This is a genomic window from Marinomonas sp. ABL3_031 (assembly GCF_056161265.1).
In genome coordinates, this window is record NZ_JBSWYU010000004.1 from 129,606 (window position 1) to 154,767 (window position 25,162).

Genomic DNA, 25,162 nt, shown 5'->3' on the forward strand with positions numbered 1-25,162 from the left:
GACGATTTATAAGATTAGTTGAATAGGTTAATTGCTTGAGCTGAAGAATGCCTCTGCTTAAGCCAAAAAGGATAGATTTATGTGCGGAATAGTGGGTGCGATTGCACGTCGAAATGTAGCGAAAATATTACTGGAAGGGTTGAGTCGTTTGGAATACCGCGGTTATGACTCCTCTGGTGTGGCTATTAATAACGAGCAAGGCGTGTACTCACATCGTGCAGTGGGCAAAGTTCAGGCGTTGCGTGATAAATTCGAAGCGCAGCCATTAGATGGTAAAATGGGCATTGCTCACACCCGTTGGGCTACTCATGGAAAACCAACAGAAGCCAATGCTCACCCGCATTTTTCGGGTGACGATTTGGCTTTGGTGCATAATGGCATTATCGAAAACCACGAGCCTTTGCGTCGTGAGCTGAAAGAAAAAGGCTATCAGTTTACGTCTGAAACGGACACGGAAGTGATTGTTCACTTGATTCATGATGCCCTAAAAACAGAAAGTGATTTGCTGAAAGCGGTGCAAAACAGTTTGGCTCGTTTGGAAGGCGCATTCGCCATTGGTGTGGTGCAAAAAGACGACAATGAGCGTTTTATCGCGGCACGCAAAGGCAGTCCTTTAGTGGTAGGCGTAGGCATTGAAGAAAATTTCGTGGCCTCTGATCAATTAGCCTTGTTACATGTGACTGACCAATTTATCTTCCTTGAAGAAGGTGATGTGGTTGAAGTGACACGTGATGCAGTGACCGTTTATGGTCTGCAAGGTGACATTCAAGAGCGTCCGGTAAGTGTGTTTAACCACAACGTAGATGCTACCGATAAGGGTGAATTCCGTCATTTCATGATGAAGGAAATCTACGAGCAGCCTAAAGTGATTAGTGCTTGTTTGGAAGGTCGTATCAGTGATACCAAAGTACTGACCAGCTGTTTTGGCGCTGACTCTGACTTCCTGAAGAAAGTGGAAAATATCCATATTGTTGCCTGTGGTACCAGTTACCATGCTGGTATGGTCGCCAAATATTGGATCGAAGAATTAGCCGACTTACCATGCAGTGTCGAAGTGGCCAGTGAATACCGTTATCGTAAAGTAGCGGTGCCAAAAAATACCTTGTTTTTAACCCTTTCTCAATCCGGTGAAACCGCAGACACTTTAGCCGCATTGCGCATGGCGAAAGAGTTGGATTACTTAACGACGCTCGCCATTTGTAACGTACCTTCCAGTACCCTAGTACGAGAGTCGGCTTTGACCTTGTTGACCAACGCCGGAGCGGAAATTGGCGTGGCTTCCACTAAGGCATTCACAACGCAATTAACCGCTTTGCTAATCACCAGTGTGGCGATTGCGGTTGAAAAGGGTTTAAGTGCTGAAAAAGAAGCGGAATTGGTGCAAGCCATGCGTTCTTTACCTACACACGTGAATACTGCTTTGGCGCAAGACGGCCACATCAAACAGATCGCGGACAAGTTTGCCAATAAGCACAATGCTTTGTTCCTTGGTCGTGGTGCTATGTTCCCGATTGCTTTGGAAGGTTCTCTGAAATTGAAAGAGATCTCCTATATCCACGCCGAAGCTTACCCTGCTGGCGAATTGAAACATGGTCCTCTGGCGCTGGTGGATGAAGACATGCCGATTATAACCTTAGTGCCGCATAACGGCATGTTGGATAAAATTAAATCCAACCTACAAGAGGTAGCCGCTCGTGGGGGGGAGTTGTATGTGTTTGCTGATAAGGACACGGATTTGCATAACGAAGATAATGTGACCTTCTCAGAAGTGCCAAAAGTGGCAGCCATTTTAGAGCCTATCGTTCATACCATTCCGTTACAGCTTTTGTCTTATTATGTGGCGGTAGTGAAAGGAACCGATGTGGATCAGCCGCGGAATCTGGCGAAATCTGTGACGGTGGAATAGCACGTCAAATAGCATTCTTGTTGATATTGAAAGCCGACCTTGAGTCGGCTTTTTATTTGGACCAATGAAATGACAGAATTGGTCCTATTTATCACCAGGCAATTTTCCTAACCTACTGTTAATAAAAAGGTTTGGAAAGGTTGTTTGTGGAAATTATCGAGTTATCCAATAGCAGTTTGTTTTGGCTTTCAATGGCAATCCTTTGTGCTTCTATGATCACTTCTATTACGGGCATGGCCGGCGGCGTTCTTATGTTTGCTGCGATGAGTTTGTACATGCCCGTCAAACCGTTAGTGGCGATTCATGGCGTGGTTCAAGTATTTAATAATGCCGCGCGTAGCTGGTTTTTACGTCGCCATGTTAGTTGGTCAATGTGCGTGCCTTTTGCTTTGGGGGCTGTGCTTGGCGCCATTCTGACGACTTTATTTATCGTCAAGTATGTTGGTGAGTTTTACCCCTTACTGATATTGGCTGTGTTGATTTTTTACAGCTTGTTTAAGCCAAAACGCATGCCGCATATCAAAATTCAATCAAAGAACTTTTTTTGGGTGGGCATCGCTACAGGAAGCTTGGGCATTATCGCCGGCGCGATAGACCCACTTCTGGCGATATTTTTCTTACGTGATGATCTGACAAAAGAACAAGTGGTTTGCAATAAATCCTTAATGCAGTTGTTTGCTCATCTTACCAAAATTCCGGCTTATCTCTATCTAGGTTTTTCTTTTATTGATAACGCCTGGTTGATTGCTGTGTTGAGTTTAGCTGCGGTCATTGGTGCCAGATTAGGCATCATGGTATTGGGACTGATTAATACGAAAATCTTTTTTGCTCTGATGAAAGTGGCGTTATTTGCCGCCCTGATTCGCATTATTTATCAACTTTTTCAAATGGGAGTACCCTTATGAGTCAAACTTATTCTTTAGTAAATCCTTATAACAATGAAGCAATTGGGGAATACCCTTATACCACTTGGCAAGAAGTGGAAGAGAAATTGGCTGTTTTGGAAAAAGGTCAACAAATACAGCGTAACTTGGCCGCCTTTGAGCGTGCCAATATCCTCGCTAAATTGGCGGTTTTGTTGAAAGACAATTCGGAAACCCTTGCTAAGATGATCACCAAGGAAACAGGGAAAACCATCTCTGATTCTCGTGTTGAAATGTCACGTGCCTACAATGCTGCCATTGCCAGCAGTGAAGAAGCCCGTCAAATTGTTGGCGAAAGTCTGGATTCCGATGCTTATGGCCCAATGGGTGGTAAGATTGGGGTGGTTTGCTGGCGTCCACTGGGAACGGTTTTTTGCATTACGCCATTCAACTTCCCTATTAACATTGCGATCCACAAAATCGGTCCTGCGTTTGCTGCAGGCAATGCCATTTTGTTTAAACCTGGTCCACAAAATACGGAATCCTCTAAGTTTCTGGTTGAGTTGTGTTACCAAGCGGGAATCCCAGAAGAAGTGCTGCAGTTTTGTATGCCGGCACTGAGCGATTTGGATAAATTGAATGCACACCCCCATATCGACGCAATCAACTTTACGGGTGGTACTGCCGCAGCGAATGCCATTGCGGCAGCAGCTGGCTACAAAAAATTGCTATTGGAACTTGGCGGCAATGATCCTTTGATCGTGATGCCAGATGGTGACCTTGAGAAAGCAGCACAAGTTTCGATCAATCAGCGCTTTGCAACCGCAGGTCAGCGTTGTACGGCCGCAAAACGTGTCTTTGTCCATGCTGATGTGTACGACAAGTTTCGTGACATTCTGGTAGAGAAAAGTGCGCAATTGGTGGTGGGTGATCCAATGCTAGACGATACCTTTGTCGGCCCTGTAATCCATCAAGGTGCGGCGGATGAAATCCGCGGCCGTATTGAGAGTGCCATTGCGGATGGTGCAAAAGTCGCCTTGGGTAACCGTTACGATGGTGCATTTGTCTATCCAACTATTCTTGAAGAGGTTAGCCCTGAGAGTGAATTGATGGTTGAAGAGACGTTTGGCCCTGTCATTCCTTTGTATAAATTCACGAATGTGGATGACATTGTACCGATTATCAATAATACGGCTTATGGCCTTCAAGGTGGTATTTTCAGTCAGAATTTGGCCGTCATTCGTCGTCTTTTCGAAGACCTAGATTTAGGGACTTTAGCTGTCAATGATGGACCTGGTTTTAGAACCGAGCATTTCCCATTTGGTGGTGTAAAAGAAAGTGGTGTGGGTCGCGAAGGTATTAAATACGCTGTGCGCGAGATGAGTTACACCAAAACATTAGTATTGTAATAAACACCCGCTTTGCAAGATTTTCTGGCCTTAGATAAGTGTCTTATCTGGCTCTAATGAAACCTTCTTGCAAAGCGTACTGTTAAATCAGGAAAGCCGTGTAACGTGCTTGATTTGATGTTCTTATATGAGGTCGAAAATGTCTTATAACCTTCACGAATACGATTCAGTTGATGCTTTGTCCAATGATAAAGCGCATGTTTGGCACCACTTGGCAAATCATAAGCCACTTGAAACAAGCGACCCTTTAATGATTGTCAAAGGTAAAGGGATGCGCGTTTGGGATGTCAAAGGCAATGAATATTTAGATGCTGTGTCTGGTGCGGTTTGGACGGTAAACGTTGGCTATGGTCGCGAAGAAATTGCCGATGCCGTGCGTGAGCAGTTATTAACAATGAATTATTTTGCGCAAACGGCGGGTAATATTCCTGCGGCGTTATTTGCCAAAAAATTGATCGATAAAATGCCTGGCATGAGTCGTGTTTATTACTCGAACTCTGGCTCTGAAGCGAATGAGAAAGCCTTTAAAATTGTGCGTCAAATAGCGCATAAAAAATACGGCGGTAAGAAAACCAAAATCTTATACCGTGAGCGTGATTATCACGGTACAACAATTGCGGCATTGAGCGCCACTGGGCAAGCAGAACGTCGTGATCATTATGGTCCGTTTGTACCTGACTTTATTGAAGTACCTCATTGCTGCGAATACCGTGCACAAGAGGAATCTCAAGGAGAGGACTATGGTGTTTGGGCGGCCAACGAAATTGAAAAGGTTATTCTTCGTGAAGGCCCAGAAACAGTTGGCGCTTTGTGTTTGGAGCCTATTACTGCAGGCGGCGGTGTCATTGAGCCACCGGCGGGTTACTGGCCTCGCGTGCAAGAGATTTGTAAAAAATACAATGTGCTTTTGCACATAGACGAAGTGGTGTGTGGCTTGGGGCGAACTGGCAAATGGTTCGGTTATCAGCATTATGGCGTGCAGCCTGACATCGTTACTATGGCAAAAGGTTTGGCGTCTGGTTATGCGGCTATCTCCTGTACGGTTACTACAGAGGAAGTTTTCGCGGCATTTAAAGAAGATGATCCGAGAATGGGTTACTTCCGTGATATTTCTACCTTTGGTGGTTGTACAGCGGGTCCTGCTGCTGCCTTAGTTAATATGCAAATCATTGAAGATGAAGGCTTGTTGGAAAACACTCAGCAACAAGGAGATTACTTGAAAGCGCGTTTAAGTGCATTGATGGACAAACATCCAATGATTGGCGAAGTGCGAGGTAAAGGTTTGTTTGCTGGCTTTGAATTGGTGAAAGATCGACAAACAAAAGAGCCTGTCGAAGAAGGTGTAGTGATGGCTATTGCTGCTCACTGTATGGCCAATGGCGTGATTATTGGCCGAACCAATCGCTCATTCAAAAGTTTTAACAATACTGTCTGTCTAGCACCAGGTTTGATCGCCACTAAGCAAGATATTGATCAAATCGTTGATGCCATTGACGAAGCACTAACGGAAGTGACAAAACAACACTAACGACTAGTGTGCTGAATTAACTAAACCTTGATGAGAGGTTTGGCTTCACCCTTACTGAGACGATGTATGTTCCCCCAGGCGTTGCTATCAATGAATAATTGATAGCTCATCGTCTCAGTTTTTTCTTTTCCATTCTTTAAGAAGCGTCAACATAGGATACAATCCTAAATAGTGTGTATCAAAATGCATTTACTAAGTTGGCAAGGTTAATGCTTGTCATGGCCAGGTGTTATTGTCTAAATCAATTTGTGGAAGAGTCGTAAAGAGTCAATATGTATCATTTGTTCCATTTGTCTCAGAAATCCGGGACCAGTTTACAGAAGCAACTTAGAGAGCAAATCACCAGTGCCATCCTTAAGGGCAATATTCCATTGGACATGCCATTACCCTCAAGTCGCAAATTGGCTCAGCAGCTAGGCGTTGGACGTAATACAGTTGTCTTAGCTTATGAACACTTACTAGACGATGGTTACATAGTTGCACGCGAGCGCCGAGGCTATTTTGTAAACGAAGATATTCTTCGTGGCAAAGTCGAGTCAGTGGTTGCTTCAAACATCCAGCAATCAACCGCTATTAACTGGCAGCAACGTTTTAAGGTGCATCCTAGCGAGCAGCAAAATATAGTTAAAGCTCGGGATTGGCAGACCTATGAATACCCTTTCATTTACGGTCAATTTGATGAAAAAATCTTTCCTGCGGTTAATTGGCGTGAATGTTGTCGCGATGCTGCCAGTGATGCCGCAGTAAGTGATTGGGCTTCCGACAGTATGGATCATGATGATCCGCGATTGATTGAGCAAATTCGCACTCGTTTATTGCCTCGACGTGGTGTGTGGGCTGATAAAGAACAAATTTTGGTGACAGTCGGGGCGCAACAGTCTTTATTCTTATTGGTTCAATTATTATTGGATGCCTCTTCCGTATTGGGGGTGGAGAATCCTGGTTACGTGGACATTCGAAATATTGCCAACTTACATCGTTGTCCGATTAAACCCCTTGCGATTGATGATCATGGTCTCATTATCAATGAGGAATTAGCGGACTGTGATTTGATTTATACTACCCCAAGTCATCAGTGTCCAACCACAGTGACCATGCCCATTGAACGGCGTTACGAATTGCTTGAGCGCGCTAATCAAGAGAATTTTTTAATCATTGAAGACGATTATGAAAGTGAAACCAACTTTGAGATTGAACCCAGTCCAGCATTAAAGAGTTTAGATAAGAACGATCGTGTGATTTACATTGGGAGTTTATCAAAAACCTTAGCGCCAGGTTTGCGTTTGGGCTATGTTGTGGGATCTGAGCAACTGATAAAAGAAGCCAGAGCCTTGCGTCGCTTAATGATTCGTCACCCTGCCTCAAATAACCAAAGAGCCGCCGCCTTGTTCCTTGAGCGAGGGTATCATGATGCTCTCATCATGAATATTGCACGTAACTATAAAGCGAGATGGCGAGCCATGAATGATGCCTTAGAGAAGTATTTGCCGGGTTGTCATAACACGCCCAGTTTTGGTGGTTCTAGCTACTGGATAAAAGGCCCTGCAAAACTGGATGCGGCTGAGTTAAAAGTAAAAGCCAAAGCGCAAGGTATTTTGATAGAGCCAGGTAAAATTCATTATGTGGAACAAGAAGAAGCAAGCAGTTATTTTCGTTTGGGTTTTTCTTCTATTCCAACCAATAAAATTGCTTTAGGCATTGAAAAACTGTCGAAAATCATCCACAGCATGATTGAATAATAAAAAGGTAGAAAAGTGCTCATAGATGTCATTTAGGCTATTCGCTCTAGTTTTCAGTAGAGTGGCTTTTTTATTTGATCTTCCTTTTCTGTGCTTTTTAAATGAATCAAGCTTCGCCTCTTAATTCGATCTCAGGATTGTTTTATCCTTAGAGGATGAAGATATTAAAAACAGGATAATCATGACAATAAAAATAGATCGACAAGTCGATAATGAAAATCTACGTATTGGTCGACAAATTCGCGATCTTCGTAAAGCCAAAGGCATTACCCTAGCGACCTTGGCGGAAAAAATTAATCGTTCAGTGGGGTATATCAGTCAAGTGGAGCGTGGCGTATCGTCGCTGCCGATTGCTGTGCTGCAATCCATTAGTGATATATTGGGCGTGAAAGTCAGTTGGTTTTTTCATACGGATAATGAGGCTCCGCTAGAAGAGCTTAATCACATTGTCCGTAAAAATGCCCGTCGTAGCTTGAGCTATACAGGCAGTGGTATGCGTGAAGAGCTATTATCACCAAGCTTATCTGGCCAAATGCACATGATACTTACCACCATTGAGCCAGGTGAAGGTAATACTAAACCTCGCAAACGTCTAGGAGAAGAGGCAGGGTTAGTGCAATCTGGTACCTTAGAGCTAGGGATTGGAGACAAGCGTTTTCTGCTAACAGCAGGCGACAGTTTTGCTCTTGCTGGTGATGAGCCTCATTGGATCAGAAACCCCTCCGATGAAGAGCCTGTAGTTGTGGTTTGGACCTTAGTAGCAGGTTACTAGGTAGTATTTATCGTATCAGTAAAAATGTTGCTTGAGAAAGCATGAATAAGCCAATTGTTTCTATGAAGGGAAGCTTGTTTGTGTGAAGGGAAGGCAAAAAAAACGGCAACCTAGACAGAAAAATCGGTTGCCGTTGTCAAAAGACTGGCGGAGGTTATCCGCCAGTTGCGGTTAGTCGTTTAGTTTCAACATGTCGCCTTTAGGGTCATAGATCGCACCCTTAATGCAAGATGCGGCATATAGATTACCTAACACTTTTACGCTTAGGTCACTCTCTAACGCATCAACATTCATGTAGGCCAAAGCGAGACTTTTCTCCACTCGGTGTCCGTAACCACCAGAACTAATCTGGCCGACGATTTCACCATTCGCGTAGACAGGCTCCATACCCACTGCTGCGTCCACATCGGCATCGTGCAGTTCAAGTAGAACCAGCTTGGTTTTGATGCCTGCTTCTTTAGCTTGTTGCAGCGCTGCTTTACCTTCGAAATCGCCTTTGCCCATTTTGACAAAGTATCCTAGGTTGGCTTCGTAAGCATTGAATTCAACATTCAGATCATGGCCCCACATTGGGTAACCTTTCTCCAAGCGCATAGAATCCATCGCACGCAAACCGAAATGACGTAGTTGGTATTCTTCGCCAGCGGCCATTAGTGCATCGTACAAGGCTTTTTGATCGCCAATAGGGTGGTGTAATTCCCAACCTAATTCGCCCACAAAGTTCATGCGCAAAGCACGTAGCTTGATGCCTGCTACGCTAATTTCTTGTCCGCTGAACCATGGGAAGGCATCGTTATCCAACGGCGCATCAGTGATCTTAGAAAGTACTTTACGAGCGTCTGGGCCAGCAATGACTAATGTACCGTAGTCTTGAGTAATGTTGCTTAGCTGTACAGAGCCATCGCTTGGTAAGCGTGTACGCAACCAATCTTCAATGAGAAGTTCAGCAGCAGCAGGTCCCATCAGGTAGTAGCGGCCGTCTTCTAGCAAGGTGACAGAGAATTCCCATGCCACGGTACCTTCTTTTGTTAGAGGGTGTGACAAAGCAATTTGACCTGCTTTTGTTGGCATCTGGTTTGGTGACATGCTTTCTAAATACGCCAAAGCATTTGGACCTGACACTTCGAATTTAGCAAAAGGTGATAAATCCAACAGGCCAACATGTTTTTGAACATGCTGACATTCCTTGGCAACCGCATCAAACCAATTACCACGGCGGAAGCTGTGTTCTTCTTTTGGTTCAACGCCTTCTGGGGCAAACCAACTGGCACGTTCCCAGCCAAAGTAAGCGCCGAATACTGCATTGCTGTCTTTATGATCTTGGTAGATAGGAGACTGCTTGTTGTTTCGCTTAGCGTCACGCATTGCGTATTCGTTGGGGAAGCCTAACTGATATTCGTTAGCGTATACTTCAGTCGCTTTTGCCACTGTGTAGTCGTGATTTGCGTAATCACCAAAACGACGAGGATCCAGTTCAAATAGATCCAATTCAGGATGACCGTTGACGATCCACTGAGACATGAAATGACCAGCGCCACCGCCTTGTACAATACCGAAGTTGAAACCAGTACAGACGAAGTAGTTATCAATACCATGTACAGGACCAATCAGTGGGTGGCCATCTGGCGTGTAAGTGATTGGGCCGTTTACGACAGTTTTAATACCAGCATGGCCGATCATCTCGATCTGTTCCATAGCCGTACACATGATGTCTTCAATACGATCTAGGTCAGGTTGCAATAGTTCTTGACCAAACTCTTTTGGCACACCGTCTGTCGCCCATGGAATACCACCTTTCTCGTAAGGCCCAAGGATCAAGCCTTTGCCTTCTTGGCGTAAGTAGTAAGACACATCTGGGTCACGAAGCATTGGAATCATAGTATCTAATTCTTCTAGCTCAGGGATGTTGTCGGTCACTACAAATTGGTGCTCCATTGAAGCAACAGGTAGCTGATGGCCAACCATCTTAGCCACTTCGTTACAACGGAAGCCTGCGGCATTGACTATGATGCCCGCATCAATCACGCCTTTTTCAGTGGTAACCTTCCAACGACCGTTTGGTTGCTGTTCGATAGCACTTACTGGATTGTTACGAACAATGGTTGCACCTGCTTCACGAGCATGAGCGGCCATTGTGTTGGTGATGCTAGTAGGGTCAATGTGACCGTCGTCTGGATCCCAAAGACCACCGACCAGGTCGGAAGTATCAAGGTAAGGGTAAAGTTCTTTAAGCTCGTCATTATTAACGATTTTAAGTCTCAAGCCTGCTAACTCTGACAAGGCAGCAACACGTTGAAACTCATCCATACGATCTTGTGTGTGTGCAAGACGTACCGCGCCTGTTTGGTGATGATCTACTTGGCCAGTTTCTTTTTTGAGTTTAGCATACAGAGCAATACTATATTGTTGAAGCTTCATAATATTGAAGCTGTTACTGAAATGCGGTAGGTTACCGGCAGCGTGCCAAGTGGAACCAGATGTCAGTTCTAACTTTTCGGTTAGCATGACATCCGTCCAGCCCAGTTTGGTCAAGTGGTAAAGGGTACTCACACCAGCGATACCGCCGCCTATAATTAAAACATCAGTCGTACTTTTCATCGAACGTCACTCTTTTATCTAGTTTATCTAGTGGAAATCATGAGAACTTGTTGAATTCTTGCTTTCGATGTTATAAATCGAGTGGAATCACTTCAAACGATAAATTACGGCCAAATAGATAAGTAGAGCTAATGGATAAAAAATTAACACACAGCATACAATTAAATTGGCTCAGAACCTTCGAAGTGGCGGCCCGTGAACAGAGCTTTACAGAGGCTGCCAAAGAATTAAATATGAGCCAGTCTGCCGTAAGTCAACAGATTCAACTTTTGGAACATCATTTGCATCAGCAACTTTTTGTGCGGGTGAATCGAGGCATTCAATTATCAGACATGGGGCGAGCGTTTTTGCCTTTAGTGCAAAACTCTTTACGTCAGCTGAATATTGGAGCTGCGCAAATTTTCAATCCGGTGAATACCACGCTGGTAAATGTTAGTGTTAATACTTCATTCAGTGTGCTCTGGCTGGGGCCCAATTTGGCGAATTTTCATGCGATTTATCCCCACATAGTGGTACGCCAATCTGGTACCAATTGGGATTCTGATTTTGATATTTCCACCACAGAGTTGGAAATTCGATATGGTGTTGGAGATTGGCCTGGTTTTGAGGTATATCCATTGATTACCCCACTGTTAAGGCCATATTGCTCGGAAAATGTTGCCCGTCGGATCCACAGTTCAGAGGACTTAATTGGTATGCCGTTATTAGATGTAATCGGTACGCCATGTGGATGGGGAAATTGGCTGCAAGACATGAAACTGGATCATTTACTGGATCAGGATCGTCATTACATGGACAGTCATGCCGCCGCGGTTTCTATGGCAGTCAATGATTTTGGCGTTTGTCTCATGTATGACGACATGATGCGAAAAGGACGTTTTGCCGAGTTATTAGTGCCACCTTTTGGGGATAAAACCCCTACTACAGGTAATTATTATTTATGTCATCGCCACGATGCTCAGTTATCTGAGGCATCGATAGTTTTTCGGGATTGGTTATTGAATGCAACAGGCTACAGTTCGGTAGTTGGAGTTTAAATGAAACGACATACACCGCCATTAAATGCGTTACGGGCTTTTGAAGCCACCGCCAGGTTATTGAGCTTTCAGAATGCTGCAAGAGAGCTGAATGTGACCCATTCTGCGGTGAGCCATCAAATTAAAAAACTTGAAAGTGACCTTGAAATTCCATTGTTTCTTCGTCATGGACGCAGTGTTGAATTGACCGATATTGGTCGACGTTATTATGGTGAAATTCATCAAGCTTTTCGCCGTATAGAGCAAAGCACCATAGAGCTATTTGGCGAGCCGAATAAAGGGGAATTAACGGTTCATACTTATATTGGCATTATCAGCTTATGGTTGATTCAAAGATTGAGTCGTTTTCGTCAGCAATTCCAAAACATTCAGGTGGAGCTTTACAATAATTACCTTGGTTGGGAATTTGAAAAAGATAAGGCTGACATAGGAGTAATCTACAGTGAACAGCCTTCTGATGATTTGATTTACCATCCTTTGTTTCGTGGCTCATTGGTACCTGTGTGCAGCCCTCAATTTTTAGCAGAGAACCCTTGTCGCAGCCTCAATGATTTAAGTCGTCTGCCATTTCTAAATGTCATGGAATCCCCACCTAATTTATCGGTCTGGTCGAAACATCATGGTGTGCGGCAAGACAGATTAAAAATAGTGAATGAGCTTGATAACTGCGTATTGGCAGTGGAATCCGCGGCTAATCATATGGGCGTAGCGGTAGTTCCTATCTATTTTGCAAGTGCCTATTTGGCCGCCAATAAATTGGTTTTACCGATAGAACTTACAGCGCCAGAACAGGGGTGCTGGTATTTGGTTCAGGAGGCAGAGTTTATCAATAATTCCAGAGCAACGTGTTTTGGTCATTGGTTGCGTCAGGAACTCAGAGAAGATGAAATACTGCAGCGTTACTGCATCGAGTTTTTTCATGCATAAGCTCCATCAAACTAGAGCTTATGCATGATGTAGGTGTTAGCTTACGCTTTGCCTTTCCAAGGGATTAGTTTGGCTTCTAACTTGCGCATCAAGATATCGATGCCATAACCAATGAGGCCAACAATGATCACACCTAGAACGACAATGTCGGTCGATAGAAACTTACTTGCTACCATGATCATATAGCCAATACCTGACTCAGCGGCCACCAGTTCTGCAGCAACTACTGTTCCCCAACAGACGCCCATAGCGACACGCATACCAGTAAAGATCTCAGGTAAAGAGTTAGGTAAAATTACATGGTAAAGAATCTGACGTTTGTTTGCGCCAAGCGAGTAGGCCGCATGGATTTTATTAAGCTTAATGCTGCTTACACCCGCACGTGCTGCGATAATCATGATCCATAGAGCAGCAAAAAACAGCAGTAGAATTTTTGATCGCTCGCCGATACCAGACCAGATAATCACTAGAGGAATAAATGCCAATGGTGGAATAGGTCGAAAGAATTCGACAATTGGATCAAACCAACCGCGCATGACTTTAGATAACCCCATGGCAAAGCCCAGAGGGATCCCGATCAGACAACCAAGGCTGAAGCCGACTAAAATACGATACAGACTTGCCCAGATATGTTCCCACAGTGAAAAGTTACGATAACCATCAGAGGAAATACTAATGAACTGATCCCAAACAGCAGAAGGTGCTGGCCAGAAAATCGGGTTCACCAATTGGAACTTACTCACAATAAACCAGACTACTGCCAATGTAAGGACAGAAAAGATACTCCATCCTCTACCTGAGGTCACACTCGACGTGTCGCCAAAGGTGACGGTTTTGCGCTTTGCTAATCCGGAACTTTCGATTCCAAAAAATGCTTTTATTTTTTCTTTAAGAGACATGAATTAGGCTCCTGCTTCGTTATTTGTGCCCATAATTTCTTCTTCCATCTCCCAAATCATAGTGAGTATTTCTTCTCGGGTGGCAATGAATTCAGGGGAGGTTTTAATTTCTCTAGGGTTTTGAGTGAGTCCTGCTTCAGCAAAAGGCAGTGCGTACTCTTTTTTGACTCGACCAGGTCTTGGAGCCATAACAAATAGTCGTTCGCCAAGCATCAAAGCTTCTTCTACACTGTGAGTGATAAGAATGATGGTTTTACCAGTCTCTTTCCAAAGCTTAAGAACCAAGCTTTGCATTTTTTCTCGAGTTAAAGCATCCAAAGCGCCTAATGGTTCATCCATTAAAATAATGTCGGGATCATTTGCTAGACAACGAGCCAGTGCCACCCTTTGTTGCATACCGCCAGATAGTTCATAAATGGCTTTATCGCCAAAATCTTGTAAGCCGACGGTATCAAGCAGTTCGTCAACAACCGTCTTAATGTTGTTGCTGGTGCTGCCTTTCATGCGTAAACCAAAGCCAATATTGTCCCTTACTGAAAGCCACTCAAATAAGGCACCTTGTTGGAATACCATGCCGCGATCCGCTCCTGGGCCATGTAGAATGTTTCCATTGTTGCTGACAGAGCCATGGGTTGGATCAAGAAAGCCTGCCACGATGTTGAGTAATGTACTTTTACCACAACCTGATGGCCCCAAGATGGACAATAGCTCTCCTTGCTTTAGAGAGAAATTAATGTTTTGGAGAGCCTCCACTTGATCACCGCCTGGTGTATCAAAAATCATAGAGACATTTTCCACAAGCAATTCAGACATATTTGGACTTCCTATGGTGTGAAAAAAGCGGCATCAAATACTCTTGATTACCGCTTTACGATTAAAGTGAACTGAAGTGAAATCAGTTCACGTTTTGATAAAAGCTGCTGTCAATGGTAGCGCTATAGTCTGGTAATGCTTTTGGCATTTGCTTCTGCGCAACAAAGAAATCCGCTACTTCTTTAGTGTAGGTTTGTACTGTGCCACCAAACCACTCTTTTGACAAAAGTTCTTTTTTGACTGGGAATTTAAAGAGTTTCAGAACATTGTTTGAGTCTTCAACCGATAGACCAGCCGCTTTAGCGATGGTTTCTTCTACTGATGCTGGGTCTTTACGGTAAGCAAGGTTGGCATCATCGGTAACTTGCAAGAACTCAGTCACAAGCTCTGGGTAATTTTTAGCGAAACTGTTGGTGGTAGAAATAACATCAAAAACGCGGATGCCAATGGCTTCTTGTTCGCTGGCAGTCATCAGCACGGAACCATAGTTCTTCATGCGGCTAAGCGCGCCACCCCAACCACAGGCCATGGCGACATCACCACGAGCAAGTGCGGCTGCACCATCTGCTGGAGGCATATCCAATAAGCGAATGCGCTTGCTGTTCACACCCAAATGATCCAGTGTCTTCAGCATCTTGTAGTGGGCAACCGTACCGAAAGGTACAGCGACTTTTTTGCCTTGTAATTGTTTTGCATTGTCTTTGGTGATGCCGGCTTTGCTGTTTACAACACAGTTGTCGTTTTCAGCATAAGAGACGGCGACACCAACCATAGTGATTGGCAAACCTTGAGATACGGCAACCGTGAAAGGGACTAAGCCTTGTGAATAAGAAATATCCACATCTCCTGAAGCCATAGCGGCTGACATAGCGGTACCTGAATCGAAAGCACGCCATTCAACATTGACGCCCATTTCTTTGTCGTAAGTTTTATTGACTTGCGCGACTTGGTTGGCGGTTGGCCACTCCAAGAAATAACCAACCGTCACGGTATCTGGTTTGTCAGCAGCGAGGCCGAATTGAGCGGATAGAGCGAGTGAACCACAGAGGATGGCTTTTTTGTAACTTGCGTACTTTGTATTCGTCTTCATGGGTATTTCCTTCATCACACTTTTCAGTTGGGGAATTTTGCAGGCTTATCCCTGCATGCTTGGTTATTAGCTTGACCAATAATCGAGCACTTTTTCTAGATACTGCCGCGAAAAAAACAGGCCGACAAATGAGAAGTTTTGTGATTATGTTAGTTTTTCTAACAATACATAAAAGCTTGTTTTTAGTGCAGAAAAATTTTTTTTGAGCTGTTTTGGAGCAATTTTTGCTGATTTTTTGTGATTTTTTATGATTAAGGTGAGCTGCTTTTTTCTAACTTATAGAAAAGTAAAGAAATTGTGTTTTTGTCTGGGTGCTGGTGTTGCTTAAAAAGGGGGATTTTGTGTACATTAATGGTGCGTTTTGTGAAAACAAAATATTAAAAATCACAAAAATGAAAAAAATGTTTGTTTTTTCACTCAATCCAATTTATTTTTAGTGCCCACGGGGTCATTTTGGGTATGACCTAAACGGTATCGGTTAAATTTAAATGGGGGAGACTGATGGATCGTGAAATGATGGAGTTTGATGTGGTCATTGTTGGCGCTGGGCCATCAGGCTTATCGGCGGCCATTCGCTTAATGCAACAGGCCAATGATGCATCTCAAGATCTTTCTGTGTGTGTTGTGGAAAAAGGTTCTGAAGTCGGTGCGCATATATTGTCAGGTGCCGTACTGGAAACCACTGCATTAGAGGAACTTATACCTAACTGGCGTGATCTTGATGCACCTATTAATACCGCTGTTACTAAAGATGAAATACTTCTGTTGAAAGATGCTGAATCGGCTCGCGTTGTCCCCAATGCTTTAGTGCCAAAAAATATGCATAACCACGGAAACTACATTGTTTCTTTAGGCAATGTCTGTCGCTGGTTGGCTCAGCAAGCTGAAAACTTGGGCGTGGAAATATTCCCAGGCTTTACTGCGGCCAGCGTGCTGATTGAAGACAATGTTGTAAAAGGTGTAATAACTGGTGATATGGGCGTTGATAAGTCTGGCAATGAAAAAGCCGGAATGTTTATGCCAGGAATGGAGCTGCGTGCGAAATATACCCTCTTTAGTGAAGGCAGTCGCGGTCATCTAGGTAAGCAGCTTATTCAGCACTTCCAATTGGATCAAGGTAAAGATCCGCAGCACTATGGTTTAGGCATTAAAGAGCTGTGGGATATTGATCCGGCTAAACATCAACCAGGTCTAGTGGTACACGGAACAGGTTGGCCGTTAAGTGAAAATGGCGCCAGTGGTGGTTTCTTCTTATATCATGCAGATAACAATCAAGTAGTCGTTGGCTTGATTACGGATCTGAATTACCAGAACCCTTATTTAAGTCCATTTGATGAATTTCAACGCATGAAACACCATCCGCAACTAAAGCAATATTTAGAAGGTGGTGTTCGAGTGTCTTATGGTGCTCGTGCTATTACCAAAGGTGGCTTTAATTGCTTGCCGAAAATGACCTTTGCTGGTGGCCTATTAATTGGTTGTGATGCTGGCACATTGAATTTTTCTAAAATCAAAGGCACCCATACGGCAATGAAATCGGGCATGTTGGCTGCGGAAACGGTTTTTGAAGCACTGTCACAAAATGAACAAGATCAAGCGGGTCAGGATCTCACAGGTTTTAGTGATGCGTGGCAAGCCAGCTGGGCATTTAAAGAGCTATATGACACGCGTAACTTTGGCCCAGCCTTACACAAATTTGGTATGTATCTAGGTGGTGCTTTTAACTACGTAGAGCAAAATGTGGTGAAGTTACCTATTACCTTGCATGACACTCATCCTGATTACGCGCAACTAAAAGAAGCCAATGTCAGTGACAAAATTGACTACCCTAAGCCGGATGGTCTGTTGAGTTTTGATAAATTGTCATCGGTGTTTTTGTCGAACACCAATCACGAAGAAGATCAGCCAAATCATTTGCGTTTAGCGGATGATGCAGTGCCGATTACTGTCAATCTTCCTAAATGGGCAGAACCTGCACAACGTTTTTGCCCTGCGGGTGTGTATGAAGTGGTTTCGGCCGAAACTGAGGCTCAGGAAACTTTTCAAATTAATTCCCAAAATTGCCTGCATTGCAAAACCTGCGATATCAAAGATCCATCGCAAAATATCACATGGGTGACGCCGGAAGGCGGTGGTGGGCCAAATTACCCCAATATGTAAGTGTTGAAGTAGTAAAATTTTTATCCCTTTTTTCCATTTTTATGAGCCTAGTGGAGGTTGATGTGAAAATCCTAGTGGCGGTTAAGCGCGTTGTTGATGCTAATGTCAAAGTGCGAGTGAAAGCAGATAATACTGGTGTCGAGCTTTCGAATATCAAAATGGCAATTAACCCATTTTGTGAAATAGCAATTGAAGAAGCGATTCGTCTAAAGGAATCGGGTATTGCAACGGAAGTGGTTGTTGTGAGCGTTGGTAGTGATGCTTGCCAAGAGCAATTGAGAGCGGGTTTGGCCTTGGGCGCCGATCGTGCCATTCAAGTGCAAGCGGGCGATGATCTTAAGCCATTGGCCATTGCGAAACTGCTAAACAAAGTCGTTGCTAAAGAAGAAGCCAAACTGGTGATCTTGGGCAAACAATCTATCGATGGTGATAACAACCAGACGGGTCAAATGTTAGCGGCGCTAGCGGGCATGTCTCAGGGTACTTTTGCGTCAGAAGTGAAAGTAGAAGGTGAGGAAGTATTGGTTACTCGTGAAGTTGACGGTGGCTTACAACAAGTTGCTCTGAAACTACCGACCTTGATCACGACGGATCTGCGTTTGAATGAACCACGCTACGCGTCTTTGCCTAACATTATGAAAGCAAAACGCAAGCCTTTGGATGTGCTAACACCGGAAGAGCTTGGTGTTGAAGTTGCCTCTAACCTAACCACCATTGCGGTAAACAATCCGCCAACTCGTGCCGCGGGCCAAATGGTCTCTACTGTGGCAGATCTTGTTGAAAAATTGAAATCTGAAGCGGGAGTACTCTAATGTCGATTTTAGTTATTGCTGAACATGATAATGCGCTATTGAAACCAGCTACGGCTCACACACTTAAAGCCGCAGCAGCGATTGCAGAGAAAAGCGGCAGCGAGATTCAACTTTTGGTTGCCGGTAAAGATTGTGCTGCGGTGGCAGAACAAGCTTCTAAGTTAGAAGGTGTTGCTCAGGTATTGCTTGCTGATTGTGCTGCTTTATCCAATCAATTGGCTGAAAACCTAGCGCCTTTTGTACAAGAGCTGGTTGCTGCGAAAGGGGTGACTCATGTGTTGGCTCCTGCGACGACGCAAGGCAAAAACTTGTTGCCACGTGTGGCGGCGTTACTAGACGTTGATCAAATTTCAGAAATTACTGACGTTGTTAGCGCAGACACCTTTGTCCGTCCAATCTACGCTGGTAATGCGCTTGCCACTGTGCAAAGTGGTGACGCGGTGAAAGTGATGACGGTTCGTACTACGGCATTTGATGCGGTAGCAGAAGGCGCCAGTGCAGCACCTGTTGAGGCCTTAGCGGAAGCGACTGACTTAGGTCTATCGCGTTTCATCAGCGAACAGGTTAACGAATCTGAGCGCCCAGAATTGACCAATGCTCGCATCATCATTTCCGGTGGTCGCGGTATGCAAAATGGTGACAACTTCTCCATGTTGGAAAAAGTGGCTGACAAGATTGGTGCTGCAGTCGGTGCATCTCGTGCTGCAGTGGATTCAGGTTTTGTGTCCAATGACATGCAAGTCGGTCAAACTGGCAAAATCGTTGCGCCAGATTTGTACATTGCTGTGGGCATTTCGGGTGCCATCCAGCACCTTGCGGGTATGAAAGACTCTAAGGTCATTGTTGCCATTAACAAAGATGAAGAAGCACCGATTTTTGGTGTAGCAGATTACGGCTTGCAAGCAGACCTATTTGAAGCCATTCCAGAACTTGAAGCACAGCTTAGCTGATAGAGCAATTTTTACGCTTCCTGGTGATGTCAGGAAGCTTAACGGAGAGATGTAAATGACTAGTCGATTGTACCGAATTATTTTGGATTGTCCGGATCAGGTAGGCATAGTGACGCGCGTTGGTGAGGTGATTACCTCTAATGGTGGCTGGATCAATGAAGCTGCTCATCACTCGGACGAAGAAAGTAATCGCTTTTTTTCACGCTTAGAAGTGCGTGCAGACTCTTTACCTTTTGGTATCGAGGAGTTGGAAAACAAATTGGCTGGTATCAAACAAGAATTCGATATGAACTTGCGTTTGGTGGATACCCAGCAAGCGAAACGTGTTGTGATCATGGCCAGTAAGGGAAGTCACTGTTTGTCTGACTTGCTAGATCGCTGGCGCAGTGGTGATTTGAAATGTGATATCGCCTGCGTGATTTCTAACCATGAAGACATGCGTGGCTTGGTTGAATGGTACGGCATTGATTATCACCATGTTGTGATCGATAAAGACGACAAAGCGCCAGGTTTCCAGCAAGTAGAAGATTTAATTGACCGCTACCAAACAGATTGTGTGGTGTTAGCGCGCTATATGCAGATTCTTCCTCAGTCATTGTGTGAAAAATTACGCCACAAGGTGATCAATATTCATCACAGTTTCTTGCCTTCTTTCATCGGTGCGCGTCCTTACCATCAGGCGTCTCGTCGAGGCGTGAAATTGATTGGTGCGACTTGTCACTATGTCACAGAGCAATTGGATGAAGGTCCTATTATTGAGCAAGACGTAGTGCGTGTTTCTCATAGTGATAACGTGCAAGACTTGGTTCGTTTGGGTAAAGACGTCGAGAAAACCGTGTTGGCCAGAGGGGTGCGTGATCACCTTGAGGACCGAGTATTAGTGCACGGTAATAAGACGGTTGTATTCCGATAGAAACGTAGGCTGACAATCATTCGTTGATACGAGTGAGGGGAAAAGAAATGACAAAGAAAATTCCAAGTTCTGCACAAGTCGTCATTGTTGGTGGTGGCGTCATTGGTTGTAGTGTGGCTTATCACCTTACTAAATTGGGCATTAAAGACGTCGTTCTATTAGAACGTCGTCAGCTCACTTGTGGCACCACTTGGCATGCGGCAGGTTTGGTACCTACCTTGCGTGCTACTTACAACATGTCTATGTTGGCTAACTACAGTGCGAGCCTTTATGAGCAGTTGCAGCAAGAAACGGGACAGGCGACAGGCTTTGTGCGTAATGGTTCTTTGACGATTGCGACCAATAAAGAACGTTTGTCTGAGTTGAAGCGCGGTGCTTCAATGGCAAAAGTGTGTGGCTTTCCTTGTCATGTAATTGAACCTGATCAAGCTAAAGAGCTGTGGCCTTTGCTCAACATTGACGATGTTTGTGGCGCTATTCATCTACCTGAAGACGGTATGGCAAGCCCAGTTGACGTGACACAAGCCTTGGCAAAAGGCGCTCGTATGGGCGGTGCTCAAGTCATTGAAGGCGTTAAAGTGCTGGATATGAAAATACGCGACGGTAAAGCCGCTGGTGTGATCACAGATCACGGCGATATCGACGCTGAGTACGTAGTGAACTGTGCGGGTATGTGGGCGCGTGAGTTTGGTAAAAAAGCTGGTGTTAACGTACCGCTTCATGCTGCTGAGCACTTCTATGTTGTGACCGAAAATATGCCAGATCTACAGCATGGTTTGCCAACCTTGCGAGACATGGACGGCTATTGTTACTACAAGGAAGACGCTGGCAAATTGTTGGTTGGTATGTTTGAGCCAGATGCCAAACCTTGGGGTCAAAAAGGCATTCCGGAAGATTTCTTCTTCGACCAGTTGCCTGATGATTTCGAGCATTTAGAGCCTTATCTTGAGCGCGCCATGTATCGTATTCCAAAGTTGGAGGAAACCGGTTTACAGGTGTTCTTCAATGGCCCTGAGTCTTTTACTCCGGATGACAGATACCATTTGGGTGAAGCGCCAGAATTGCGTAATTACTTTGTTGCTGCAGGTTTTAACTCAGTAGGTATTCAGTCAGCTGGTGGTGCTGGGAAAATGCTTGCAGAATGGATTCACAAGGGCCATGCGCCTCGTGATCTATGGGACGTGGACATTCGTCGTAATATGCCATTCCAAGGCACGCAACACTATTTGGAAGAGCGTACCACGGAAACATTGGGACTGTTATACGAAACACATTTCCCATTCAAGCAATTCAAAACCTCTCGTGGTGTGCGTCGTTCGGTATTGCATGAACAACTTAAAGCGCAAGGTGCGGTATTTGGTACTGAAAATGGTTGGGAACGTGCCAACTGGTTTGCTACCGAGGGTCAAGAAGCCAAATATGAGTATTCATATGGCCGTCAGAATTGGTTTGAGAACAACCGTCAAGAACACTTAGCTGTGCGTAATGCCGTTGGTGTGATCGATCAGAGCTCCTTCTGTAAGTATCAAGTTGAAGGGCCTGATGCTATGACATACCTGAACCGCATTTGCTCAAACAACATTGATGTTGCTGTCGGTAAAATGGTCTACACCCAATGGTTGAACGACCGTGGTGGGATTGAAGCGGATGTGACGGTCACCCGTCTAGCAGAAGATAAGTATCTGATTGTTTCCGGTGTTGCATGTCAAAACCGTGACATGGATTGGCTGAAACGTAACAAGTCTGCCGACACTATGGTAGTCATTACGGACGTTACTTCTGCTTATGCTGTGGTCACGGTAATGGGGCCTAAATCACGTGAAACCTTAAGCAAATTGACTCGTGACGATCTTTCTCATGAAGGCTTCCCATTTGCTACCTCTAGAGAGATTGAACTGCAGTATGCTGTGGTTCGTGCATCACGTATTACCTATGTGGGAGAACTTGGTTGGGAATTGTATATCCCAACGGAATACGCTCCATCTGTTTATGACGCTGTGATGGCCGCTGGTGAAGAATTTGGTATTCGTCCTTACGGATACCACACGATGAACTCATTGCGTATGGAGAAGTGCTACCGTCACTGGGGACATGATATTACGGATGAGGATACGCCAATTGAAGCCGGCTTGAGCTTTGCTTCTGACTTCAATAAAGAAGGCGGTTTCATCGGTAAAGAAGCTTTACTAGAGCAGAAACAACACACGCCTCTAAGCAAGCGTTTTGTTGCCTTTAAGTTCGAAGACAGTGAGCCTTTGTGTTACCACGAGGAACCTATCTGGGCAAACGGCAAAATCGTTGGTCGTACTACTGCGGGTATGTTTGGTCATACCGTCGGCGCGACCGTTGCTATGGGTTACGTTCATCACGATGAAGGGGTGAACAAAGAGTGGCTTGAAAACAGTGAATTTGAAATCGAAGTGGAATGTGTTCGTTACAAGGTTGTACCTTCGTTGCGTTCTTTCTACGATCCAGCGATGGAAAACATCAAGTGCTGATTTTCAAAGACTTACTCAACAGTGAGAAAAGGTGAACAAATGACACAAATTCTAGATGGAAAGGCACTGGCCAAAAATCGTGAGCAGTGGCTGAGCAATCAAGTGCAAAATTTGCTTGATAAAGGGCGTGAGCAACCGGTTCTAGCGACCATACTGGTCGGTGATGATCCGGCGTCTGCCACTTATGTTCAAATGAAACAAAATGCCTGTGCCCGTGTTGGCATGGGCTCGAAAGCGGTAGAATTGCCTTCGAGCACAACCACTGAAGAATTGCTTGCGGTTATCCAAGGGTTGAATGATGACCCGAATGTATGCGGTATCCTATTGCAGCATCCTGTGCCAGAGCAGATTGATGAAAGAGCTTGTTTCGACTCCATTGCGATTGCAAAAGATGTGGATGGCGTAACGACCAAAGGCTTCGGTTTGATGAGCATGGGGTTACCTGCTTATGGCTCTGCAACGCCTGCCGGTATTATGACCTTGTTGAAGGAATCCGGTATTGAAATCGCTGGTAAACATGCGGTTGTGGTTGGACGAAGCGCGATCTTAGGTAAGCCTATGGCTGCCATGTTACTCAATGCCAATGCAACGGTAACCATCTGCCATTCTCGCACAGCGGATTTGGCGAAAAGGGTTGCTGAAGCTGATATCTTGGTGGGTGCAGTGGGTCAGCCAGAATTAATCAAGGCCGAGTGGATCAAGGACGGTGCTGTTGTGGTGGATGCTGGTTATCACCCTGGTGGCATTGGTGATATCGAAAAGGTTGGCTTAGAAGGACGTGTCGCGGCACTGACCCCTGTTCCAGGTGGCGTAGGGCCAATGACAATCAATACTCTGATTAGCCAAACTCTTGACTCAGCATTGTCGGCGTTGACTCAAAACAAATGATTTGAGTCATGGCAGTGATAGAGCTATAAAAGAGTAAAAAAGAGAGTAAAAAAAGCCCAGTTAGTTTCCTAACTGGGCAAAACTCGTACAGAGAGTAACACTCTTGGTGAGATTCGTTTGAATCTCAAAACGCCACTTTCTCAGGCACATTCTGTTCAAGAAGGCCTAAGTCTTTTCTCAAGCATTTCTCCTTATTAAGAAATACTCGCGATGTAAACCGCTGGTGAGCCATTCACGTCGGAACCATAAAGCACGGATTGATTATCAGGGGTAAAAGAAGGGTGTGGATGATTGATTTGGCGATCGCCGTTCAACACTACCCAGCTGGTATTGTGCTCAGCAATGGCCTTAATAGAATCGGACTTAAGGTCAATCACATAAAGATTTGGATCGTTTTCAATCGTGTGTCCGGAGGTGTCAGTCACATCGACTGGTGTGCCAGAGCCATCGCCAACCACCAAACTGCCATCGTAGTTACTCATTAAATGGCTGCAAGCTGGCATTTCTGTTTCCACTTTGAAGGCTAACGTGCTGGCATCCACCGAGCAAAGCTCCCGTTTATTGGTATTTGGACGGTAAGACACAAACATCATTTTCGAGCCGTCAGGCACGAAGAATTCGTGAGTACAGGATTCGTCTTGATCCTGTTCATAGACTTTACGCAGATTATCGCCGTTCTCATCGATCATCCACATGCGAGTTTCTACCAGGTCGTGAGGGCCTTCATGGCAAAAGGCCACGGTATTGTCATCATATGGGCGATAAAGTGGATGACCCAGCCAGATGTTGTCTTCATAAACCACATTGCGCTGGCCTGTTTTTAGATCGATAGAAATCAATCGGCAGCGTGGGCTTTGGTGGTAGAGCTGAGCAAATTTTTCCCAACTGTCTAGCTCGACGTAATCTGTGTCTTTGATTTCAATGCCGACCACTTTTGTACAGGCAGAATTCGGTACCCAAGTACCATAACCCACCCAGCCTTTTGCTACTTCGTAAAGCACGCTGTGTTCCTGGGTTTTTAAGTCAACACGAATGAGTTGCTTGTTGTTTTTGACAAAAATGAGGGCGTCTTCTTGGCTAGTGAGGAAACCACCAAACACATTATCACCACTGCCTTCGGTCAGTTGCAGGGCCGTTTCTTGTTCAAGGTCGAATAAATGATAGTTGCGATGCTGATCAAAATTACCCGCCAAAAGCAGCTTGTTGCCATCATTTGTGAAGCATTTTTGGTAGAAATAATTCCGGTTGCAAATAAAGTTGTCAGGCGTGATTTGGGTGATGTTCGCCCCCGTTTTGGCATCTTTAGAGTGCTTAAAGGGTAATGACAGAAGCTGACCGAGTGACATGTATTTCTCTCTTA

19 protein-coding genes are annotated in these 25,162 nt (G+C 44.8%); 14 read left to right on the forward strand and 5 right to left on the reverse strand.

Features of this window, described 5'->3' with window-relative positions; all coding sequences use genetic code 11:
• The first annotated feature begins 79 nt into the window (after nt 1-79).
• From glmS to ACXAH2_RS06720, 6 genes are all read left to right on the forward strand, one after another.
• Nucleotides 80-1,906: a glutamine--fructose-6-phosphate transaminase (isomerizing) gene (gene glmS, locus ACXAH2_RS06695; RefSeq protein ID WP_475077399.1), complete on the forward strand. Its 1,827-nt coding sequence runs from the start codon at nt 80-82 to the stop codon at nt 1,904-1,906.
• A 146-nt stretch (nt 1,907-2,052) separates the two neighbouring features.
• Nucleotides 2,053-2,811, forward strand: coding sequence for a sulfite exporter TauE/SafE family protein (locus ACXAH2_RS06700; RefSeq protein ID WP_475077400.1), 759 nt, complete (start codon nt 2,053-2,055; stop codon nt 2,809-2,811).
• Nucleotides 2,808-4,178 carry a sulfoacetaldehyde dehydrogenase SafD gene (gene safD / locus ACXAH2_RS06705; protein ID WP_475077401.1) on the forward strand — a complete coding sequence of 457 codons (1,371 nt, stop codon included), beginning with the start codon at nt 2,808-2,810 and terminating at the stop codon, nt 4,176-4,178. The genes ACXAH2_RS06700 and safD overlap by 4 nt, the downstream gene beginning before the upstream one ends.
• 139 nt (nt 4,179-4,317) lie before the next feature.
• Entirely contained in the window at nt 4,318-5,706 is a 1,389-nt protein-coding gene (locus ACXAH2_RS06710; RefSeq protein ID WP_475077402.1) for an aminotransferase family protein, read from the forward strand.
• A 272-nt stretch (nt 5,707-5,978) separates the two neighbouring features.
• Entirely contained in the window at nt 5,979-7,445 is a 1,467-nt protein-coding gene (gene pdxR / locus ACXAH2_RS06715) for a MocR-like pyridoxine biosynthesis transcription factor PdxR (RefSeq protein ID WP_475077403.1), read from the forward strand.
• Nucleotides 7,446-7,626: 181 nt separating this feature from the next.
• On the forward strand, nt 7,627-8,217 hold the full coding sequence (locus ACXAH2_RS06720) for a helix-turn-helix domain-containing protein (protein ID WP_475077404.1): 591 nt from the start codon (nt 7,627-7,629) through the stop codon (nt 8,215-8,217).
• A 171-nt stretch (nt 8,218-8,388) separates the two neighbouring features.
• Here ACXAH2_RS06720 and ACXAH2_RS06725 read toward each other — a convergent pair whose 3' ends face one another.
• Nucleotides 8,389-10,815 (reverse strand): GcvT family protein, encoded by a 2,427-nt coding sequence (locus ACXAH2_RS06725; RefSeq protein ID WP_475077405.1) that lies wholly within the window; start codon nt 10,813-10,815, stop codon nt 8,389-8,391.
• A 131-nt stretch (nt 10,816-10,946) separates the two neighbouring features.
• Between ACXAH2_RS06725 and ACXAH2_RS06730 the strand changes: the two genes are divergently transcribed.
• Both ACXAH2_RS06730 and ACXAH2_RS06735 read left to right on the forward strand, forming a co-directional pair.
• The gene (locus ACXAH2_RS06730) at nt 10,947-11,852 is read left to right on the forward strand and encodes a LysR family transcriptional regulator (protein ID WP_475077406.1); all 906 of its coding nucleotides are present in this window, start codon (nt 10,947-10,949) and stop codon (nt 11,850-11,852) included.
• Nucleotides 11,853-12,779: a LysR substrate-binding domain-containing protein gene (locus ACXAH2_RS06735; protein WP_475077407.1), complete on the forward strand. Its 927-nt coding sequence runs from the start codon at nt 11,853-11,855 to the stop codon at nt 12,777-12,779.
• Nucleotides 12,780-12,820: 41 nt separating this feature from the next.
• Here ACXAH2_RS06735 and ACXAH2_RS06740 read toward each other — a convergent pair whose 3' ends face one another.
• From ACXAH2_RS06740 to ACXAH2_RS06750, 3 genes are all read right to left on the reverse strand, one after another.
• Entirely contained in the window at nt 12,821-13,678 is an 858-nt protein-coding gene (locus ACXAH2_RS06740) for an ABC transporter permease (protein WP_475077408.1), read from the reverse strand.
• A 3-nt stretch (nt 13,679-13,681) separates the two neighbouring features.
• A complete protein-coding gene (locus ACXAH2_RS06745; RefSeq protein ID WP_475077409.1) occupies nt 13,682-14,491 on the reverse strand; it encodes an ABC transporter ATP-binding protein in 810 nt (269 codons plus the stop codon).
• Between the two features lie 82 nt (nt 14,492-14,573).
• A complete protein-coding gene (locus ACXAH2_RS06750; RefSeq protein ID WP_475077410.1) occupies nt 14,574-15,581 on the reverse strand; it encodes a taurine ABC transporter substrate-binding protein in 1,008 nt (335 codons plus the stop codon).
• Nucleotides 15,582-16,082: 501 nt separating this feature from the next.
• Here ACXAH2_RS06750 and ACXAH2_RS06755 point away from each other — a divergent pair.
• From ACXAH2_RS06755 to ACXAH2_RS06780, 6 genes are all read left to right on the forward strand, one after another.
• Nucleotides 16,083-17,741 (forward strand): electron transfer flavoprotein-ubiquinone oxidoreductase, encoded by a 1,659-nt coding sequence (locus ACXAH2_RS06755; RefSeq protein ID WP_475077411.1) that lies wholly within the window; start codon nt 16,083-16,085, stop codon nt 17,739-17,741.
• Nucleotides 17,742-17,803: 62 nt separating this feature from the next.
• A complete protein-coding gene (locus ACXAH2_RS06760) occupies nt 17,804-18,553 on the forward strand; it encodes an electron transfer flavoprotein subunit beta/FixA family protein (protein WP_475077412.1) in 750 nt (249 codons plus the stop codon).
• The gene (locus tag ACXAH2_RS06765) at nt 18,553-19,503 is read left to right on the forward strand and encodes an electron transfer flavoprotein subunit alpha/FixB family protein (protein ID WP_475077413.1); all 951 of its coding nucleotides are present in this window, start codon (nt 18,553-18,555) and stop codon (nt 19,501-19,503) included. The genes ACXAH2_RS06760 and ACXAH2_RS06765 overlap by 1 nt, the downstream gene beginning before the upstream one ends.
• A 55-nt stretch (nt 19,504-19,558) precedes the next feature.
• Nucleotides 19,559-20,416, forward strand: coding sequence for a formyltetrahydrofolate deformylase (gene purU / locus ACXAH2_RS06770; protein ID WP_475077414.1), 858 nt, complete (start codon nt 19,559-19,561; stop codon nt 20,414-20,416).
• 47 nt (nt 20,417-20,463) lie between these two features.
• A complete protein-coding gene (locus tag ACXAH2_RS06775) occupies nt 20,464-22,914 on the forward strand; it encodes a GcvT family protein (protein ID WP_475077415.1) in 2,451 nt (816 codons plus the stop codon).
• A 39-nt stretch (nt 22,915-22,953) separates the two neighbouring features.
• Nucleotides 22,954-23,802: a tetrahydrofolate dehydrogenase/cyclohydrolase catalytic domain-containing protein gene (locus ACXAH2_RS06780; protein WP_475077416.1), complete on the forward strand. Its 849-nt coding sequence runs from the start codon at nt 22,954-22,956 to the stop codon at nt 23,800-23,802.
• Nucleotides 23,803-23,996: 194 nt separating this feature from the next.
• Here the strand turns inward: ACXAH2_RS06780 and ACXAH2_RS06785 are convergent, their stop codons facing one another.
• Nucleotides 23,997-25,148 carry an oligogalacturonate lyase family protein gene (locus ACXAH2_RS06785; RefSeq protein ID WP_475077417.1) on the reverse strand — a complete coding sequence of 384 codons (1,152 nt, stop codon included), beginning with the start codon at nt 25,146-25,148 and terminating at the stop codon, nt 23,997-23,999.
• Between the last annotated feature and the right edge of the window lie 14 nt (nt 25,149-25,162).

Bases quoted from the DNA above. Each gene is read 5' to 3' on its own strand.
- ACXAH2_RS06730 (WP_475077406.1), top strand. From the start codon at position 10,947: ATGGATAAAAAATTAACACACAGCATACAATTAAATTGGCTCAGAACC.
- ACXAH2_RS06735 (WP_475077407.1), top strand. From the start codon at position 11,853: ATGAAACGACATACACCGCCATTAAATGCGTTACGGGCTTTTGAAGCC.
- ACXAH2_RS06775 (WP_475077415.1), top strand. From the start codon at position 20,464: ATGACAAAGAAAATTCCAAGTTCTGCACAAGTCGTCATTGTTGGTGGT.
- safD (WP_475077401.1), top strand. From the start codon at position 2,808: ATGAGTCAAACTTATTCTTTAGTAAATCCTTATAACAATGAAGCAATT.
- glmS (WP_475077399.1), top strand. From the start codon at position 80: ATGTGCGGAATAGTGGGTGCGATTGCACGTCGAAATGTAGCGAAAATA.
- purU (WP_475077414.1), top strand. From the start codon at position 19,559: ATGACTAGTCGATTGTACCGAATTATTTTGGATTGTCCGGATCAGGTA.
- ACXAH2_RS06745 (WP_475077409.1), bottom strand. From the start codon at position 14,491: ATGTCTGAATTGCTTGTGGAAAATGTCTCTATGATTTTTGATACACCA.
- ACXAH2_RS06740 (WP_475077408.1), bottom strand. From the start codon at position 13,678: ATGTCTCTTAAAGAAAAAATAAAAGCATTTTTTGGAATCGAAAGTTCC.
- ACXAH2_RS06710 (WP_475077402.1), top strand. From the start codon at position 4,318: ATGTCTTATAACCTTCACGAATACGATTCAGTTGATGCTTTGTCCAAT.
- ACXAH2_RS06785 (WP_475077417.1), bottom strand. From the start codon at position 25,148: ATGTCACTCGGTCAGCTTCTGTCATTACCCTTTAAGCACTCTAAAGAT.
- ACXAH2_RS06780 (WP_475077416.1), top strand. From the start codon at position 22,954: ATGACACAAATTCTAGATGGAAAGGCACTGGCCAAAAATCGTGAGCAG.
- ACXAH2_RS06750 (WP_475077410.1), bottom strand. From the start codon at position 15,581: ATGAAGACGAATACAAAGTACGCAAGTTACAAAAAAGCCATCCTCTGT.
- ACXAH2_RS06755 (WP_475077411.1), top strand. From the start codon at position 16,083: ATGGATCGTGAAATGATGGAGTTTGATGTGGTCATTGTTGGCGCTGGG.
- pdxR (WP_475077403.1), top strand. From the start codon at position 5,979: ATGTATCATTTGTTCCATTTGTCTCAGAAATCCGGGACCAGTTTACAG.
- ACXAH2_RS06765 (WP_475077413.1), top strand. From the start codon at position 18,553: ATGTCGATTTTAGTTATTGCTGAACATGATAATGCGCTATTGAAACCA.
- ACXAH2_RS06725 (WP_475077405.1), bottom strand. From the start codon at position 10,815: ATGAAAAGTACGACTGATGTTTTAATTATAGGCGGCGGTATCGCTGGT.
- ACXAH2_RS06720 (WP_475077404.1), top strand. From the start codon at position 7,627: ATGACAATAAAAATAGATCGACAAGTCGATAATGAAAATCTACGTATT.